The sequence below is a fragment of the Pantoea sp. GCM10028869 genome (genome assembly GCF_042666835.1).
GTDB classification, from domain to species: domain Bacteria; phylum Pseudomonadota; class Gammaproteobacteria; order Enterobacterales; family Enterobacteriaceae; genus Pantoea; species Pantoea leporis.
The window spans coordinates 191,983-208,445 of record NZ_JBHTGO010000004.1; the positions used below are offsets into that span (position 1 = coordinate 191,983).

16 protein-coding genes are annotated in these 16,463 nt (G+C 56.7%); 10 read left to right on the forward strand and 6 right to left on the reverse strand.

The window, feature by feature from the left end; genetic code table 11:
- Positions 1 to 44: 44 nt before the first annotated feature.
- Positions 45 to 740 (forward strand): esterase, encoded by a 696-nt coding sequence (gene ypfH / locus ACFQW4_RS12220; protein WP_210081486.1) that lies wholly within the window; start codon positions 45 to 47, stop codon positions 738 to 740.
- Between the two features lie 47 nt (positions 741 to 787).
- On the opposite strand, the gene ACFQW4_RS12225 is transcribed toward ypfH, so the two are convergent.
- Genes ACFQW4_RS12225 through ACFQW4_RS12235 form a run of 3 tightly spaced genes read right to left on the reverse strand, consistent with a single transcriptional unit; the run spans position 788 to position 2,493 of the window.
- On the reverse strand, positions 788 to 976 hold the full coding sequence (locus ACFQW4_RS12225) for a YpfN family protein (protein WP_008108368.1): 189 nt from the start codon (positions 974 to 976) through the stop codon (positions 788 to 790).
- A gap of 19 nt (positions 977 to 995) precedes the next feature.
- Positions 996 to 2,123, reverse strand: coding sequence for a succinyl-diaminopimelate desuccinylase (gene dapE, locus ACFQW4_RS12230; protein WP_179449927.1), 1,128 nt, complete (start codon positions 2,121 to 2,123; stop codon positions 996 to 998).
- Position 2,124: 1 nt separating this feature from the next.
- Positions 2,125 to 2,493, reverse strand: coding sequence for an ArsC family reductase (locus tag ACFQW4_RS12235; RefSeq protein WP_101763530.1), 369 nt, complete (start codon positions 2,491 to 2,493; stop codon positions 2,125 to 2,127).
- 404 nt (positions 2,494 to 2,897) lie between these two features.
- Between ACFQW4_RS12235 and ypfM the strand changes: the two genes are divergently transcribed.
- Positions 2,898 to 2,957: a protein YpfM gene (ypfM, locus tag ACFQW4_RS12240; RefSeq protein ID WP_137386901.1), complete on the forward strand. Its 60-nt coding sequence runs from the start codon at positions 2,898 to 2,900 to the stop codon at positions 2,955 to 2,957.
- A gap of 196 nt (positions 2,958 to 3,153) precedes the next feature.
- Here ypfM and acrD read toward each other — a convergent pair whose 3' ends face one another.
- The 3 genes from acrD to narQ all read right to left on the reverse strand — a co-directional run bounded on the left by acrD (position 3,154) and on the right by narQ (position 8,896).
- Positions 3,154 to 6,270 carry a multidrug efflux RND transporter permease AcrD gene (acrD, locus tag ACFQW4_RS12245; RefSeq protein ID WP_377725569.1) on the reverse strand — a complete coding sequence of 1,039 codons (3,117 nt, stop codon included), beginning with the start codon at positions 6,268 to 6,270 and terminating at the stop codon, positions 3,154 to 3,156.
- A 195-nt stretch (positions 6,271 to 6,465) separates the two neighbouring features.
- Positions 6,466 to 7,098 (reverse strand): response regulator, encoded by a 633-nt coding sequence (locus ACFQW4_RS12250; protein ID WP_101763532.1) that lies wholly within the window; start codon positions 7,096 to 7,098, stop codon positions 6,466 to 6,468.
- Between the two features lie 109 nt (positions 7,099 to 7,207).
- Positions 7,208 to 8,896 (reverse strand): nitrate/nitrite two-component system sensor histidine kinase NarQ, encoded by a 1,689-nt coding sequence (narQ, locus tag ACFQW4_RS12255; protein WP_377725572.1) that lies wholly within the window; start codon positions 8,894 to 8,896, stop codon positions 7,208 to 7,210.
- A gap of 244 nt (positions 8,897 to 9,140) precedes the next feature.
- On the opposite strand from narQ, the gene ACFQW4_RS12260 reads away from it, so the two are divergent.
- From ACFQW4_RS12260 to nudK, 8 genes are all read left to right on the forward strand, one after another.
- Entirely contained in the window at positions 9,141 to 9,413 is a 273-nt protein-coding gene (locus ACFQW4_RS12260) for a YdgH/BhsA/McbA-like domain containing protein (protein WP_101763534.1), read from the forward strand.
- Positions 9,414 to 9,692: 279 nt separating this feature from the next.
- Entirely contained in the window at positions 9,693 to 11,195 is a 1,503-nt protein-coding gene (ansP, locus tag ACFQW4_RS12265; protein WP_101763535.1) for an L-asparagine permease, read from the forward strand.
- A gap of 163 nt (positions 11,196 to 11,358) precedes the next feature.
- Positions 11,359 to 11,829 carry a ferredoxin-type protein NapF gene (gene napF, locus ACFQW4_RS12270; RefSeq protein WP_210081488.1) on the forward strand — a complete coding sequence of 157 codons (471 nt, stop codon included), beginning with the start codon at positions 11,359 to 11,361 and terminating at the stop codon, positions 11,827 to 11,829.
- Positions 11,819 to 12,097, forward strand: a complete 279-nt coding sequence (locus ACFQW4_RS12275; protein WP_176971097.1) for a chaperone NapD — start codon at positions 11,819 to 11,821, stop codon at positions 12,095 to 12,097. The genes napF and ACFQW4_RS12275 overlap by 11 nt, the downstream gene beginning before the upstream one ends.
- Entirely contained in the window at positions 12,094 to 14,580 is a 2,487-nt protein-coding gene (napA, locus tag ACFQW4_RS12280) for a nitrate reductase catalytic subunit NapA (RefSeq protein ID WP_101763538.1), read from the forward strand. The genes ACFQW4_RS12275 and napA overlap by 4 nt, the downstream gene beginning before the upstream one ends.
- Positions 14,581 to 14,591: 11 nt before the next feature.
- Entirely contained in the window at positions 14,592 to 15,023 is a 432-nt protein-coding gene (napB, locus tag ACFQW4_RS12285; RefSeq protein WP_101763539.1) for a nitrate reductase cytochrome c-type subunit, read from the forward strand.
- 7 nt (positions 15,024 to 15,030) lie between these two features.
- Positions 15,031 to 15,615, forward strand: coding sequence for a cytochrome c-type protein NapC (napC, locus tag ACFQW4_RS12290; RefSeq protein ID WP_101763540.1), 585 nt, complete (start codon positions 15,031 to 15,033; stop codon positions 15,613 to 15,615).
- A gap of 228 nt (positions 15,616 to 15,843) precedes the next feature.
- A complete protein-coding gene (nudK, locus tag ACFQW4_RS12295) occupies positions 15,844 to 16,422 on the forward strand; it encodes a GDP-mannose pyrophosphatase NudK (protein WP_101763541.1) in 579 nt (192 codons plus the stop codon).
- The last annotated feature ends 41 nt before the right edge of the window (positions 16,423 to 16,463 follow it).

Genomic DNA, 16,463 nt, shown 5'->3' on the forward strand with positions numbered 1-16,463 from the left:
ATCTCTGTGCCAGCAGCGGCGTATAGTGATTTGAGGAGGATCTTATGGCACTACGATATGTAATTGTTCAGCAACCCAGCAGTGCAGCACAGCTGTTTCTGCTGTATCACGGCATCAACGACAACCCGGATTCGATGGCGCAGATTGGTAGCTGGTTCGCGAAAGCGTTCCCGCAAGCGCTGGTGGTGTCGGTCGGCGCACCTTACGCGGGCAGCGTGCCGCAAGGACGTCAGTGGTTTGCCGATATTCCGCCGCACGATCGTTCGGAGCAGCAGGGCGTGGATGCGATCATGCCTGAGTTCGTGGCATCGGTGCGTCACTGGCAGCAAGAGAGCGGCGTGCGTGCCGCAGCCACGGCGCTGGTGGGCTTTTCCCAGGGCGGCATCATGGTGCTGGAAGGCATGAAAGCGCAGCCGGATTTGGCGGGACGCGCGATTGTGTTCAGCGGCCGCTATGCCACGTTGCCGTTGCGGGCCAGCACGCGTAACACCATTCATCTGATTCATGGCGATTACGACGAACAAATCCCGCTGCAGCACGCTGAAGAGGCGAAGCAACGTCTGATTTCGTTGGGCGGCGATGTCACGCTGGATGTGGTGGAAGATTTACCGCACGCGATTAACGATCGCAGCATGGAACTGGCGCTGAATCATCTGCGTTATACTGTGCCGCGTCGTTACTTCGATGAGGCGCTGAGCGGTGCGAAGCCGGGCGATGATGATGTGGTGATGATGATGTAGCAGGATGCGTAACGGCGCGAGTTATCGCGCCGTTTGCGATATGACGATTATTTCTTTTTCGGCCAGTCGTCCTCGTCATCCCATTTATCGTTGAAATCACGATGCGGCGGTAACGTCGGTTTGTTGTCCATGAATTTTTTATGGTCGATACGTTTTAGGTCTTTGTAAACGTTCATCAAAATACCAACCATCAGCAGGATCACCAGGATCCACCAGTACTCTTTAAAGAATTCCATCCCCTTTCTCCTTTCGCGCTTAGGCGATCAGCTGTTCCATGATGCGCTGATACATACGGCTCAGCATCTGCAAATCTGACGCTTTCACGCACTCATTGATCTTATGAATGGTGGCGTTCACCGGGCCCAGTTCCACCACCTGCGCACCCATGCGCGCAATGAAGCGCCCATCGGAGGTGCCGCCGGTAGTTAGCAACTGCGGCTTAATTTCATTATAGTGCGCCACAGCGTTCACCACGGCATCCACCAGCTTACCGCGTGATGTCAGGAATGGCTGGCCGGAAACATTCCACTCCAGCGTATAGCGCAGCTGATGACGATCGAGCAGCTCCGCCACGCGATCTTTAATCATCTGATCGGTCAACTGCGTGCTGAAACGGAAGTTGAACTGCACAAAGAATTCGCCAGGAATTACGTTGTTGCTGCCGGTTCCGGCCTGCACGTTGGCGATCTGCATACTGGTCGGTGGGAAGAATTCGTTGCCTTCATCCCACACGGTTTCTACCAGCTCATTCAGCGCCGGCATGGCGCGATGCACCGGATTATCCGCCAGATGCGGATAGGCTACGTGGCCCTGCACGCCATGAATAGTGAGATTCGCGGTCATCGAGCCGCGACGGCCATTCTTCACCACGTCACCCACAATCTCGGTGCTCGACGGTTCGCCGACCAGGCAATAATCCATGCGTTCGTTGCGCGCCATCAAGCGCTCAACCACTTTCACCGTTCCGTTAACCGCGCTGGCTTCTTCATCGGAGGTAATCAGAAACGCCAGACGACCTTTATGCTGCGGATTAGCGGCCACAAAGCGTTCCGCTGCCACCACCATCGCCGCCAGCGAACCTTTCATATCGGCGGCACCGCGGCCAAACAGCATGCCGTCGCGGATGCTGGGTTCAAACGGCGGGCTGATCCAGCGGTTGGCGTCGCCCGGCGGCACCACATCGGTATGACCGGCAAACGCCAGCGTTTCGCCCTGGCCGCGCGTCGCCCAAAAGTTCAGCGTATCGCCAATGTGCATTGGCTCAACCGTGAAGCCGATGGCTTCCAGACGCGCAATCAGCAGCGCCTGACAACCGGCATCATCCGGGCTGAGTGACGGGCGACGGATAAGCTGCTGAGCCAGCTCAATAACCGGACAGAACATGTTATGACTTCTCCTGGATAAAGGCGGAATAAAGGGAATCTTTGAAGCCGACCAGCAGATCGCCATTCGGCGCGGCTAACACCGGACGCTTGATGATGGCAGGCTGCGCCAGCATCACCGCTTTGGCGCTGGCGGCATCGTTTACCGCGTCGCGTTCGGCTTCCGGCAGCTTGCGCCACGTGGTACCGCGCGTATTCAGCAGCGCCTCATAACCGAGTTGATCGATAAACGATTGCAGCAGCGCGTCGTCAATGCCCTCCACGCGATAGTCGTGAAAACAGTAGTCGATACCGGAAGACGCCAAATAGTTGCGTGCTTTTTTAATCGTGTCGCAATTTTTAATTCCGTACATCACCCACTGCGCTGTCATCGCTTATTCCCGTTGAGTAAAAAATAAAGCGCGAGTTTACCACAGCGCTCTAAGGGCTGTGAGCGCTGACAGTGAAAGCCGGCCTTATTCACCCATTTTTCATGGCCCTTAAGCCGTTATAAATTTTATTACTTAGGGCCAGGAAGCGCTTTCACTTACGCACTTAATAATTGCCTGCGATATCATTAAGCCACTAAGGATTATCCTAAATGCAGATTTCTGCTACCCGATTTAAGTCAGCCATTTTTCCTGCCGCATTATAGAGTTGCTGAAATGTGCGTCAGTACGCAATTTCAAAAGATTGAAGCTTTTCTACGCTTTTGCCGATAGTGATAACAGGTGGAAACGTATTCACCACCAGAAAAAAACGGCGTAGAATTGCCGCTACAATAAGAGAGGGTTTTATGGTCGACACCGAAATGGGAAACTGGAAAGAATTCATCGAAGCGATGTTACGCAAGTAACGCGTGAAGAGAAAAGCAGGGCACTTCCCAACTTGCTGTAATTCTTACCACACACAACAATAAAGCCGCAATGGATGTTCATGGCGGCTTTTTTATTCATTTAACCGCGCGCGATGAATCACGCCGCGACAAGTGTGTGCACTTGATATGCGCGGAACCTGATGTCCGCACAAGCCTCAGCGGCGCAATGGCCTGCTTAATCGTGCGGCTTCTCTTTCAGCGGGAAGCGGCGGCGTACCACCACAAAGAACAACGGCACAAAGAAAATCGCCAGCACGGTGGCAGAAATCATCCCGCCCATCACGCCGGTACCCACCGCGTGCTGGCTGCCGGAACCGGCACCGCTGCTGATGGCCATCGGCAGCACGCCGAAGATAAACGCCAGCGAAGTCATCAGAATCGGGCGCAGACGCTGACGCGAGGCTTCCAGCGTCGACTCCATCAGCTCGCGGCCTTTACTGTTGATCTCATTGGCGAACTCGACAATCAAAATGGCATTCTTCGCCGACAAGCCAATCACCGTGAGCAAGCCCACCTGGAAATAGACATCGTTCTCCAGCCCGCGCATCCAGGTTGCCACCAGCGCGCCCACCACGCCGAGCGGCACCACCAGCATCACTGAGAATGGAATTGACCAGCTCTCATACAACGCCGCCAGACACAGGAATACCACCAGCAGCGAAATCGCATACAGCGCCGGCGCCTGCGAACCGGATAAGCGCTCCTGATAGGAGGCGCCGGTCCACTGGAAGCCTACGCCCAGCGGCAGCTGCCCAACCAGTTTCTCCATCTCGTCCATTGCGGTACCGCTGCTGACGCCGTTCGCCGCTTCACCGACAATCTCTAGCGCAGAGTAACCGTTGTAGCGCTCCAGACGCGGTGAACCGGTTTGCCAATGGCTGGTGGCGAAGGCGGAGAAGGGCACCATGCTGCCGCTGTTGTTACGCACATACCACTTATTCACGTCTTCCGGCAGCATGCGGAACTCTGCCGCCGCCTGCACGTAGACTTTCTTCACGCGACCGCGATCGAGGAAGTCATTAACGTAGGTTGAGCCCCACGCGGTGGTTAAGGTGTCGTTGATGGTATCCAGCGACACACCAAGCGCCTGCGCTTTGCGCTGGTCGACATCAATCTGCAACTGCGGACTGTCGTCGAGGCCGTTGTGACGTACCCGTGACAGCGCCGGATTGCTGTCAGCCATCTCCAGTAACTTATCGCGCATTGCCATTAGTCGCGTGTGGCCGATGCCACCGTGATCCTGCAGCTCCATATCGAAGCCCGACGAACTGCCCATGCCGGTAATCGCGGGCGGGCTGCTGGCGATAACGCGCGCTTCGTTGATCTTGTGGAAGGCTTTAGTCGCGCGCTCAATGATGGCGAAAGAGGTGCGATCGCTGCCCGGACGCTCCTCCCAATCTTTCAAGCGAACGAACAGGCGCGCGACGTTTTGACCGTTACCGCCAGGACCCGCTCCGATGGTGGAGAACACCGAAACCACATTGTCTTTCTCCTGAGTCATATAATAATTCTCGACCTTCGCCACCACGTTCGAGGTTTGTTGCAGCGTCGAACCGGCCGGCAATTGCACCTGCGTCAGGAACACGCCGCGATCTTCCAGCGGCAGGAACGAGGTGGGCAGACGAATAAACAGGAACGCCATCACGCCGATAATCGCCAGATAGAGCAGCAGCCAGCGGCCGCCTTTACGCAAAATTTTGGCGACGCCGCGCTCGTAACGTTCTGCGCTGGCGTTGAAGGTGCGGTTAAACCAGCCGAAGAAGCCACGACGACCGTGATGATGGCCTCGCTCCAGCGGTTTCAGCAGCGTGGAACAGAGCGCGGGCGTCAGAATCATCGCCACCAATACCGACAGCACCATCGCCGAAACGATAGTGATCGAAAACTGGCGATAGATGGCGCCGACGGTCCCGCCAAAGAACGCCATCGGCACAAACACCGCCGACAGCACTAGCGCAATGCCGACTAGCGCGCCCTGAATCTGGCCCATCGATTTACGCGTAGCGGCGCGCGGCGACAGACCTTCCTCGCTCATGATGCGCTCGACGTTTTCCACCACCACGATAGCGTCATCCACCAGCAAGCCGATGGCGAGCACCATGGCGAACATCGTCAGGGTGTTGATGCTGTAGCCGAAGGCGTAGAGCACCGCAAAGGTGCCGAGCAGCACCACCGGCACGGCGATAGTTGGAATTAGCGTGGCACGAAAGTTTTGCAGGAACAGATACATCACAAGGAACACCAGCAGGATCGCTTCCAGCAGGGTCTTCACCACGTCTTTAATCGAGGCCTTAACAAACGGCGTGGTTTCGTAAGCGACTTTGGCTTCCAGCCCGTGAGGGAAGTAATGCGACAGCTCAGCAATACGCTCACGCACCAGTTTGTCGGTGTTCATCTCATTGGCGCCGGAAGCCAGCTTAATGCCGAGCCCCGATGCCGCCTGACCATTGTAGCGGCTGAGGAAGTCATATTTTTCCGCGCCCATCGCCACATCCGCCACATCGCCGAGCGTCACCACCGAGCCGTCGCTGTTGGTTTTCAGCGTCACTGCTTTGAACTGCGCCGGGGTTTGCAGCATCGACTGCGCATTCACCGTGGCGTTGAGCGCTTGCTTGTCCACCGACGGCAATCCGCCTACCTGACCCACTGCTACCTGCGCATTTTGCGATTCAATCGCGCTCACCACGTCTTCGGTGGCCAGCGCGTAGGCGATCAGCTTGTTGGGATCGAGCCAGATCCGCATCGCATATTGCGAGCCGTAAGCATCCACCTGGCCGACACCATCAACACGGCTGAGCGGATCCTGAATGTTACTGGCGACGTAATCTGAAATATCCTGTTTGTCCATGCTTCCGTCGGTAGAGACGAAGGCAATCATCAGAATATTGCTGTCACCGGTTTTATTCACCGTCACACCTTGTGACTGTACCGCCGCGGGCAGTTTACGCAGTGCACTTTGCAATTGGTTTTGCACCTGCTGGCGCGCTTCGTCGGGGTTGGTGCCCGCGGTAAAGGTGAGGGTGATCTGGGCCTGGCCGGTGTTGCTGCTGTTGGAGGACATGTACATCAAATTATCGATGCCGGTCATGTTCTGTTCGATAACTTGCGTAACGGTGTTTTCCAGCGTTTCCGCGGATGCGCCGGGATAGTTGGCGGTGATACGCACGTTAGGCGGCGCGAGGTCGGGATATTGCTCAACCGGTAGCGAGACGATCGCCAACGTACCGCACAGGCAGAGCAGAATAGACAGAACCCAGGCAAAAATGGGCCGGTCGATAAAGAAATTCGACATGAAACCGACACTCCTCAACTGCGTATTTTTTACTTTTATTATGATGAGCGCGATGCGCGGACGGCGTCACGCTGGCGGAGTGCAAACTGCTCTCTCGAAAGACTCCTGCTGCAGACACTCTACGCGGCACAAATTAGAGAATCGTGAGTAAATTATGGAGAAAGTGTAAATATAGTGACGGTTTTTTGTGCGCGACTACAGATGTCGGCTTTCGAGCCACAGTACCGTAGCGGCAACGCGCGAACGGACATCCAGCTTGCGCAGCAGGTTGCGAATGTGCACTTTTACCGTCTCTTCGGAGATATGCAAGGTGGCAGCAATTTCCTTATTCGATAAGCCACGCGCCACTTCCTGCAGCACATCCAGTTCGCGTTCGGTGAGCTGTTTGAACGGATTTGTCGTCGGCTGGCGCGTCGCCAGATAATCGGCCACCACCTCGCTAAACACGTTTTCACCTTTAGCGCCGCGCATCACTTGCGCCAGCAGTAGTTCGGGTTCGCTGTCCTTGAGCAGATAGCCATCGGCACCAGCATCCACCATCGCATAAATATCACTGCGCGCATCGGAAACCGTCAGCACCAAAATGCGTGCGGCGATGCCTTCGTTACGCAGCGCTTTCAGCGTGTCCAGCCCGGACATGCCTTTCATGTTGAGATCCAGCAGAATGACATCTGGCGACAAACGGCGTGCTTCGGCCAGCGCTTCGGTGCCGTTATTGGCTTCCGCTACCACGTCCAGCCGGGGCTCCAGCGCCAGCAACTGGCGAATACCACGGCGCATCAGTGGATGATCGTCAACGATCATAATAGTCAGGGAAGGGTTAGCCATAATATCTCCAGTATCAAAGGCAACTTTCTTTCATTAACGCATCTGCCGTAGCGGCGCAGTTTATTGCGCGATGAATCGCGCCGCTACAGCAGGTGCGCTCTATAATCTGTCAGCTCAACCGGTGCGTCGGGCGCGGTGGAAAACGCAGCGTGACGCGCGTGCCTTGCGCCTGCGGGGTAATCATCAGCGTGCCGGATAATCGCGCGGCGCGCTCCGCCATGATGGTGAGACCATAATGTCCTGGCGGCTCTTCGAGGCTGCTGATGCCGCAGCCATCGTCTTCGATGGTCAGTAAGTGGTCCTCATCAGCGACACGCTGATAGTGAATCTGAATATTGTGCGCCTGCGCATGGCGAATCGCGTTGAGCAGCGCTTCGCGCGCAATCTGCAGCACATGCACTTGCTGCTGCGCATCCAGCATCTGCAAGCCGGGCTGATAATCGAAGTCGATTGCCGCCTGCGATTGCTCCTGCAGCGGCGCAATCATCGCCTGCATCGCCTGCACCAAATCAGCCTGTTCGATGGTCAGACGGAAGGTGGTCAGCAGTTCGCGCAGCTGCTGATAGGCTTCGGCCAGCGCGCGATCGAAATCAGCGATAATCGCCAGCGCCTGCGGTTGCGACCCATCGACATTGCGTCGCAGCAGCGCCAGCTGGATGCGCAGGAAAGAGAGCGACTGCGCCAGCGAATCGTGCAGTTCGCGGGCAATGGTGGCGCGCTCTTCTATTAATAGCATCTGCTGATACTGCTTTTGCGTCTGCCAAATCCACAGTGCGCGCGCCAGCATGTTCGCCAGGCTCTGCATCAGTTCGTCGGCGGGCGGTGCGCGGTGGGTTTGCCAGCACAGTTCGCCCAGCCGCTGCTCTTCCTGCATCAACGGCAAACGCTGCCAGCTCACCTCATCCGCCGCCACACCGGCCTGAAACTCAATCCCTTCGCTGACAATTTTCAGCACCGTCAGCGCTTCACGGCGCTGTACCAGACGCAGCAATCCCTGAAACAGTTCGGGATTGGGTGGGCTGCTGGTGAGAATTTGTGAGCTTTCATACAGTAGAGAAAGTGTGCGATTGGCCTGGGTGAGATCTTCGGTTTTATCACGCACCGCGCACTCCAGCAGGCGATAGTGCGAATGCAGCCGTTCGGCCATGGTAGTAAAAGCCTGCGCCAGCACGCCCAGTTCATTCGGCTGTTGCACCGGCAGCGGCGGAAAAGCGAAATTCGCCTGCTCAACATATTGGCTGGCGGTCACCAGCGCGTTGAGCGGTCGCACCACGTTGCGGCGGATAAAGCGAATCGTCCACAACGCCAGCGCCACAATCGCCAGAAAACCGAACAGGCTGCTGGCGGCCACCAGATGCATCTTCAGTTCAGCATAATGCTGTAATGCCAGCACGAAGCGGTCGATCTCGCTGACGTAGCCCGCGACACGCTGCTGGTAGATTTGTGCCCGCTTGGGCTGCAACGTTTCCTGCAGCATCGGCCAGCTGTGACGCAGATAGCGATAGCGGCTACTCACTTCAAGCGGTACCCACGCGCGCTCCAGATGCTGCAGCGCCGGGGATTCCAGCGTTTGCCGGTAAAGTTGGATGTGATGATTCAACTGCTGCGGATCGCGCGTGCTGTCCCACGCCAGACGATATATCTGCATGCGCAGCGATCCGGCGACATTCACCGCTTCGGCATCGCGCAGGCTGCTGGAGAGCGTCATCAGCGCCAGCCCGGTGGTCAACAGCGACAGCAGCACAATCACGCTGAGTGCGCGCGCAATGGTACGAGTAACGGGACGTTTCACAATCACAGTAATAACCCTTGTAAGAGCGGGGGATTATAGGGCAGCCGTGCGGTGACGGCGAGTGAGATCTCGTCACATCAGGTTACTTTTAACAGAGAAAACCCTTTCTCTTTACCTTTCTCTAAATAACCCGCGCTAAGCTGGCGAATTATTAAACGGCTTTACGGCTTGCTCAACCTGGTTTTCATTCCCTGCGTGATAATAAGTCCTGTAACGCTTAACCCTTAACGGAAGACAACAGGAGCATCACATGAAGAGACGTTATGCCGTTCTGACTGCTGCACTGCTTGCCACCGCAAGTTTCTCGACGTTGGCGGCCCAGCCCGTAAGCGCCACGCAAGCGCAAAACCTGCAAAGCGCGGGCACCGTTTCCATCAGCGGCGTACGCGGCTCGCTGGATGATGCAACGCGCCATCTGTCGCAAAAAGCGCAAGAGGAAGGTGCCAGCGGCTATCGTGTTATTGGTGTACAAACTCCGGGCGACTCCAGCCTGTGGAGCGGCACCGCAGAGATTTATCGTTAATTCCCTCCAGTAGTTATCCCTGTAGCCATCCCTTTACCGGTCAGCCCTCTGGCCGGTTTTTTTGTGCACCGCGACGGATTATTACAATTCATCTTGTGCAGCCTGGCGGTATTTTTTGCTTCGTTCTTGCAGAACGGGTAGGATTCATCGCCGTAAATTCCCAGCCCGCCACGCGACATCGTTCCGCCGCTGTGACACCGGGTTTTTACCCCATTTCGCACCGCCATACGCAATCGTTTGGTTACGCGGTGATTGATGGTCAGGACAAACAGGATAGCTATGAAATCAACTAAAAAAACCGCAGCCGAACAACGCGCTGCGAAAAGACGCTGGCTCAACTCGCACGACAGCGGTTACCACAAAGCAATGGGTAACCGCCAGGTACAAATGATCGCCATCGGCGGTGCTATCGGTACCGGTCTGTTCCTCGGTGCTGGCGCGCGCCTGCAAATGGCCGGTCCTGCACTGGCGCTGGTTTATCTGGTGTGCGGTATCTTCTCCTTCTTTATCCTCCGAGCGTTGGGCGAACTGGTGTTACATCGTCCTTCCAGCGGCAGCTTTGTTTCTTATGCACGTGAATTCCTTGGGGAAAAAGCGTCTTACGTTGCGGGCTGGATGTATTTCGTTAACTGGGCGATGACCGGTATCGTCGATATCACCGCAGTCGCGCTTTATATGCACTATTGGGGCGCGTTTGGCGATGTGCCGCAGTGGGTGTTTGCGCTAGGCGCGCTGGCGATTGTCGGCACCATGAACATGATCGGCGTGAAGTGGTTCGCCGAGATGGAGTTCTGGTTCGCGCTGGTGAAAGTGCTGGCTATCGTGGTGTTCCTGATTGTCGGCGTGGTGTTCCTCGGCAGCGGTAAACCGCTGGACGGCAATACCACCGGCTTCCATCTGATCACCGATAACGGCGGTTTCTTCCCGCACGGCTTGCTGCCAGCGCTGGTGTTGGTGCAGGGCGTCGTGTTCGCCTTCGCCTCGATTGAGCTGGTAGGTACCGCAGCAGGCGAATGTAAAGATCCCAAGACCATGCTGCCAAAAGCCATCAACAGCGTGATCTGGCGTATCGGCCTGTTCTACGTCGGTTCCGTGGTGCTGCTGGTACTGCTGCTGCCGTGGAATGCCTATCAGGCGGGGCAAAGTCCGTTCGTGACCTTCTTCTCCAAACTGGGCGTGCCTTATATCGGTAGCGTAATGAACATCGTGGTGCTGAGCGCCGCGCTGTCGAGCCTCAACTCGGGTCTCTATTCCACCGGCCGTATTCTGCGCTCCATGTCGATGGGCGGTTCTGCGCCACAGTTTATGTCGAAGATGAGCAAGCAGCAGGTGCCGTATGCCGGCATTCTGGTCACCGTTGCCGTTTACATCATCGGCGTGGTGCTGAACTACTATGTGCCGTCGCAGGTGTTTGAAATCGTTCTGAACGTGGCGTCACTCGGCATCATCTCGTCGTGGGCCTTTATCGTGGTGTGCCAGATGCGTCTGCGCAAAGCGATCAAAGAGGGCAAAGCCGAAGATGTCAGCTTCAAGCTACCGTGGGCGCCGTTCACCTCCTGGTTGACGCTGCTGTTCCTGGTGAGCGTGCTGGTGCTGATGGCGTTCGACTATCCGAACGGCACGTACACCATCGCCTCGATTCCCCTGATTGCCGTGGTGCTCGTGCTGGGTTGGTTTGGCGTGCGCAAACGCGTTAATGCCGAAGCGATGAAAGAGCACGAACATCATGCTGACGACCAGGATGATGTATCGCCGAAACTGGCGGACGATAACGCGCGTTAATCGTAGCGATTCTCATCTACGGGGGCCTTTTGGCCCCCGTTTTTATTTCAATTCCCCTTCACTTGATCCCACGTCGGGATTTACCCCTTTGGGGTGATATAGCCCTCTTTAGCGTCAGGTTATTTTACGCACCATCTCTCTTTCCCCCGTTTAAGGTGAACCGATGGCGCTGTCGCGACGTGAACTCTTTACCGGGCAGCGCGTAGCGTCTGCTGACGGCATCGCTTTGCCATGGTGGCGGGGAGAGAAGGGGTGTGATGGCTGCGGCACATGCGTCTCGGCCTGCGAAACCCACATCATCCGCCTGGCTGCCGGTGAAGTGCCGCACCTCGATTTTCTGCAAGGTGAATGCACGTTTTGCGCCGCCTGCGTAGACGCTTGCCCGCAGCCGCTATTCCACGCGCGTGAAACCGAGCCGTTTCCACAGCGCATTCGCATCGACAACCGCTGCATCACCTTCCTGGGCGTGAACTGCCGCAGCTGTCAGGAGAGTTGTGAACAGCAAGCCATCCGTTTTCACCTGATGCCGAACGGCATCGCACAGCCTGAAACCCTTCCGCAGCATTGCACCGGTTGCGGCGCCTGCATCGCGCCTTGCCCGGTCTCAGCCACAGGATTACATCATGAACCATGAAAACAGTTGGCACGTCTGCGGCCTGGTGATTCAGGCGCGACCGGCGTCGATTCCCGCCGTAAAAAGTGCGCTGCTGGCCTTTGCCGATTGCGACATCGCCGCGGAAGACGCCGCGCGCGGCACGCTGGCGGTGACGCTGGGTGCCGCGGATAGCGCCGCGCTGCTGCGCAATATTGAAGAGAGCCGCAACATCGCTGGCGTGTTGGCGGTATCGCTGGTGTATCACCAGCAAGACGAAATTGAAGAACCTTGTAAGGAAGCATCATGAGCATAAGTCGTCGTGATTTTATGAAGGCCAATGCGGCGGCGGCTGCTGCAACGGCTGCAGGACTCACCATTCCCACCGTCACCAAAGCCGCGACCTCATTGGCTGCGCCAATTCGCTGGGAAAAAGCGCCGTGCCGATTCTGCGGCACCGGCTGTGGCGTGCTGGTTGGCACCCAGGATGGCCGCGTAGTGGCGTCGCAGGGCGATCCGCAGGCAGAAGTGAACCGCGGTCTGAACTGTATCAAAGGCTATTTCCTGCCGAAGATCATGTACGGGAAAGATCGTCTGACCCAGCCGCTGCTGCGCATGACCGACGGTAAATATGCCAAAGAGGGCGAGTTCACCCCGGTCAGCTGGGATCAAGCCTTCGACATCATGGAAGAGAAGTTCAAAGCGGCACTGAAAGCCAACGGCCCGGATTCGGTCGGCATGTTCGGTTCCGGTCAGTGGACGGTGTGGGAAGGTTACGCGGCCTCCAAGCTGATGAAAGCCGGTTTTCGCACCAACAATCTCGATCCCAATGCGCGTCACTGCATGGCTTCAGCAGTGGTGGGCTTTATGCGTACCTTCGGCATGGACGAACCGATGGGCTGCTACGACGACATCGAGCAGGCCGACGCTTTTGTGCTGTGGGGCTCGAACATGGCGGAGATGCACCCGATTCTCTGGTCACGTATCACCGCGCGTCGTCTCAGCAGTGAGAACGTCAAAGTGGCGGTGCTTTCCACCTATCGTCATCGCAGTTTTGAGCTGGCCGACAACGCGATGGTGTTCACACCGCAGAGCGATCTGGCGATCCTCAACTTCATCGCCAACTACATTATTCAGAACAACAAGGTTGATAAAACCTTCCTGCAGAATCACGTTACGCTACGCAAAGGCGTGACCGACATCGGTTACGGTTTGCGCCCCACCGATCCGCGTCAGGCTTCGGCGAAGAACCCGGACAGCGGCGAATCCACGCCGATGAGCTTTGACGAGTTTGCGAAGTTTGTCTCTGAGTACACGGTAGAAAAAGCCAGCGCAATGAGCGGTGTGGAGAAAGATCAACTCATCGCCCTCGCCGAGCTGTATGCCGATCCGAAAGTCAACGTGGTGTCGTACTGGACCATGGGCTTCAACCAGCATACGCGCGGCGTGTGGGCCAATAACCTGTGCTACAACCTGCACTTATTGACCGGCAAAATTTCACGTCCAGGCACCGGTCCGTTCTCGCTCACCGGCCAGCCGTCGGCGTGCGGCACGGCGCGTGAAGTCGGCACCTTCTCACATCGTTTACCGGCGGACATGGTGGTTAATAATGACAAACACCGCGCTACCGCCGAGAAGCTGTGGAAGCTGCCGCAGGGCACGGTGCCGGCCAAAATTGGTTTGCATGCCGTGGCGCAGGATCGCGCGCTGAAAGATGGCAAGCTCAACGCCTACTGGGTGATGTGTAACAACAACATGCAGGCCGGTCCCAACCTGACGCAGGAGCGTATGCCGGGCTGGCGCGATGAGCGCAACTTCATCGTGGTTTCCGATCCCTATCCCACCGTCAGCGCCTTGTCGGCTGACCTGATTCTGCCCACTGCGATGTGGGTGGAGAAAGAGGGCGCGTATGGCAACGCCGAGCGTCGTACTCAGTTCTGGCATCAGCAGGTGAAAGCGCCGGGCGACGCGAAATCCGATCTGTGGCAGTTGGTGAATTTCTCCAAACGTTTCAAGGTAGCGGAAGTGTGGCCGGAAGCGCTGCTGGCGCAGAATCCGGAGCTGCGCGACAAAACGCTGTTTGATGTGCTGTACGCCAACGGCCAGGTCAACCAATTCCCTCTGAGTGAAGTGGCAGATGACCAGTTGAATGATGAAGCGCGCGAGTTTGGCTTCTACATCCAGAAAGGCTTGTTCGAGGAGTACGCCAGCTTTGGTCGCGGTCACGGCCACGATCTTGCGCCGTTCGATGCTTACCATCAGGCGCGCGGCCTGCGCTGGCCGGTGGTGGATGGCAAAGAGACGCGCTGGCGCTATCGCGAAGGTTACGACAGCTACGTCAAAGCCGGTGAAGGCGTGCGTTTCTACGGTAAGCCGGATGGTAAAGCCACCATTTTCGCGCTGCCTTACGAAGCGCCAGCCGAATCGCCGGATGAAGAGTACGACCTGTGGTTCTGTACCGGTCGTGTGCTGGAACACTGGCACACCGGCACCATGACGCGTCGCGTGCCGGAGCTGCACCGCGCGGTGCCGCAGGCGCTACTCTATATACATCCGCTGGATGCCAAAGAGCGCAATTTCCGTCGCGGCGAGAAAGTCCGCGTGGTGTCGCGTCGTGGCGAAACCCTTGCCACCGTGGAAACGCGCGGTCGCAATCAGCCGCCCAAAGGTCTGGTATTTATGCCGTTCTTTGATGCGGGCGTGCTGGCCAACAACGTCACGCTGGACGCCACCGATCCGCTGTCGAAGCAGACCGATTACAAAAAATGCGCCGTCAAGCTGGTTAAAATTTAAGGCAGGATGCAATGAAACCCTTAATCACACTTGTTACTTTGGCCGCCCTGATGCTGGGCGGCACGGTTTACGCCCACAACGGCGTCGATCTCAATCAGTCACCGGAAGTGACGGCCACGCAGCAGGGCACCATTCATCAGCCCAAGGAGCAGAGCCGCAAGCCGTTGAACTATGTGAATCAGCCGCCGGTGATCCCGCATAGCGTGGATGGCTATCAGGTGACGAAAAACGTCAACCGTTGTCTGCAGTGTCACGGCACGCAGAGCTATCTCACCACCGGCGCGCCACGCGTTAGCCCAACGCACTTCACCGATCGCGATGGTCTGGTGAGCAGCACCGTGTCGCCGCGTCGCTACTTCTGCCTGCAGTGTCACGTACCGCAAACCGATGCCAAACCGGTGGTGGAAAACACCTTCAAACCGGCTGACGGCTTCGGTAAGTGAGGACATGATGAAAGAGAAACTTCTGCGCATCTGGCGCTGGTGGCGGCGTCCGAGCCGTCTGGCGCTCGGTACGCTACTGATTCTGGGCTTTGCTGGCGGCATCATTTTCTGGGGCGGCTTCAATACCGCAATGGAGATGACCAACCGCGAGCAGTTCTGTATTGGCTGCCATGAGATGCGAAATAACGTCTATCAGGAATATATGCAGACGGTGCACTACAACAACCGCAGCGGCGTGCGCGCCACCTGTCCGGATTGTCACGTGCCGCACGAGTGGGGCCCGAAAATGCTGCGTAAGATCCAGGCGAGCAAAGAGGTGTATGCCAAGATTTTCGGCATCATCGATACGCCGCAAAAGTTCGAGGATCATCGCATTAAGCTGGCGCAAAACGAGTGGCGCAGGATGAAAAACAACAATTCGCAGGAGTGTCGTAACTGCCACAACTTCGATTATATGGATTTCACCGCGCAGAAGACCGTGGCCGCGAAGATGCACAGCAAAGCAGTTGAGGAAGGGAAAACCTGTATCGATTGCCACAAAGGTATCGCGCACCATCTGCCCGATATGAAAGACCAACCCAACGGTTTTTGAGGCCTAACAACGCGGCATGAATGGGCGTAATGCCGATCACTACCGCAGCGCATCAAACCACTGCACAATCCGTAGCGGCGCGATTTAACGCGCAACCCATTGCGCCGCTACACTCTGTGCACTGAGTCAGGAGCGCCCATTACGGCGACCGGCCTCACAATTCAGATAGTTTTCCCCGCCGCTTCGGCCTATCATCTCAGGCTCCCTCAATTTAGCAGTGGAGTGGTTATGTCGTTAAAGATCAACATCATCAAAGACAAGTTGCTGTCAGAAAACTGGTTTGTGCTGCGCAACTTCACCTACGAACTCACCCGCAACAACGGCGAAGTCGTGCGTCACAAGCGCGAAGTGTACGATCGCGGAAACGGTGCCACCATCCTGCTGTACAACACTGAAAAAAATAGCGTGCTGCTGGTGCGTCAGTTCCGCATTGCCACTTATGTCAATGGCAATGAAAGTGGCGAACTGATTGAGACCTGCGCCGGGCTGCTGGATGACGACTCGCCGGAAGATTGCATCCGCAAAGAAGCGATAGAAGAGACCGGCTATCAGGTGGGTAAGGTCGATAAAGTTTTTGAAGCCTACATGTCGCCGGGCGGCGTGACTGAACTGATCCACTTCTTCGCCGCGGAATACAGCGATGCACAGCGCGCAAACAAGGGCGGTGGCGTTGAGGATGAAGAGATTACCGTGCTGGAGCTGAGTTTCCCGGAGGCGCTGGCGATGGTGAAAGATGGCCGCATTCGTGACGGTAAAGCCATTATGCTGCTGCAGCATGCGCAGATCGCCGGTTGGTTGCAGGCGTAAACATAATCTCCTAATCGCACAGTTTCGTAGCGGCGCGATTC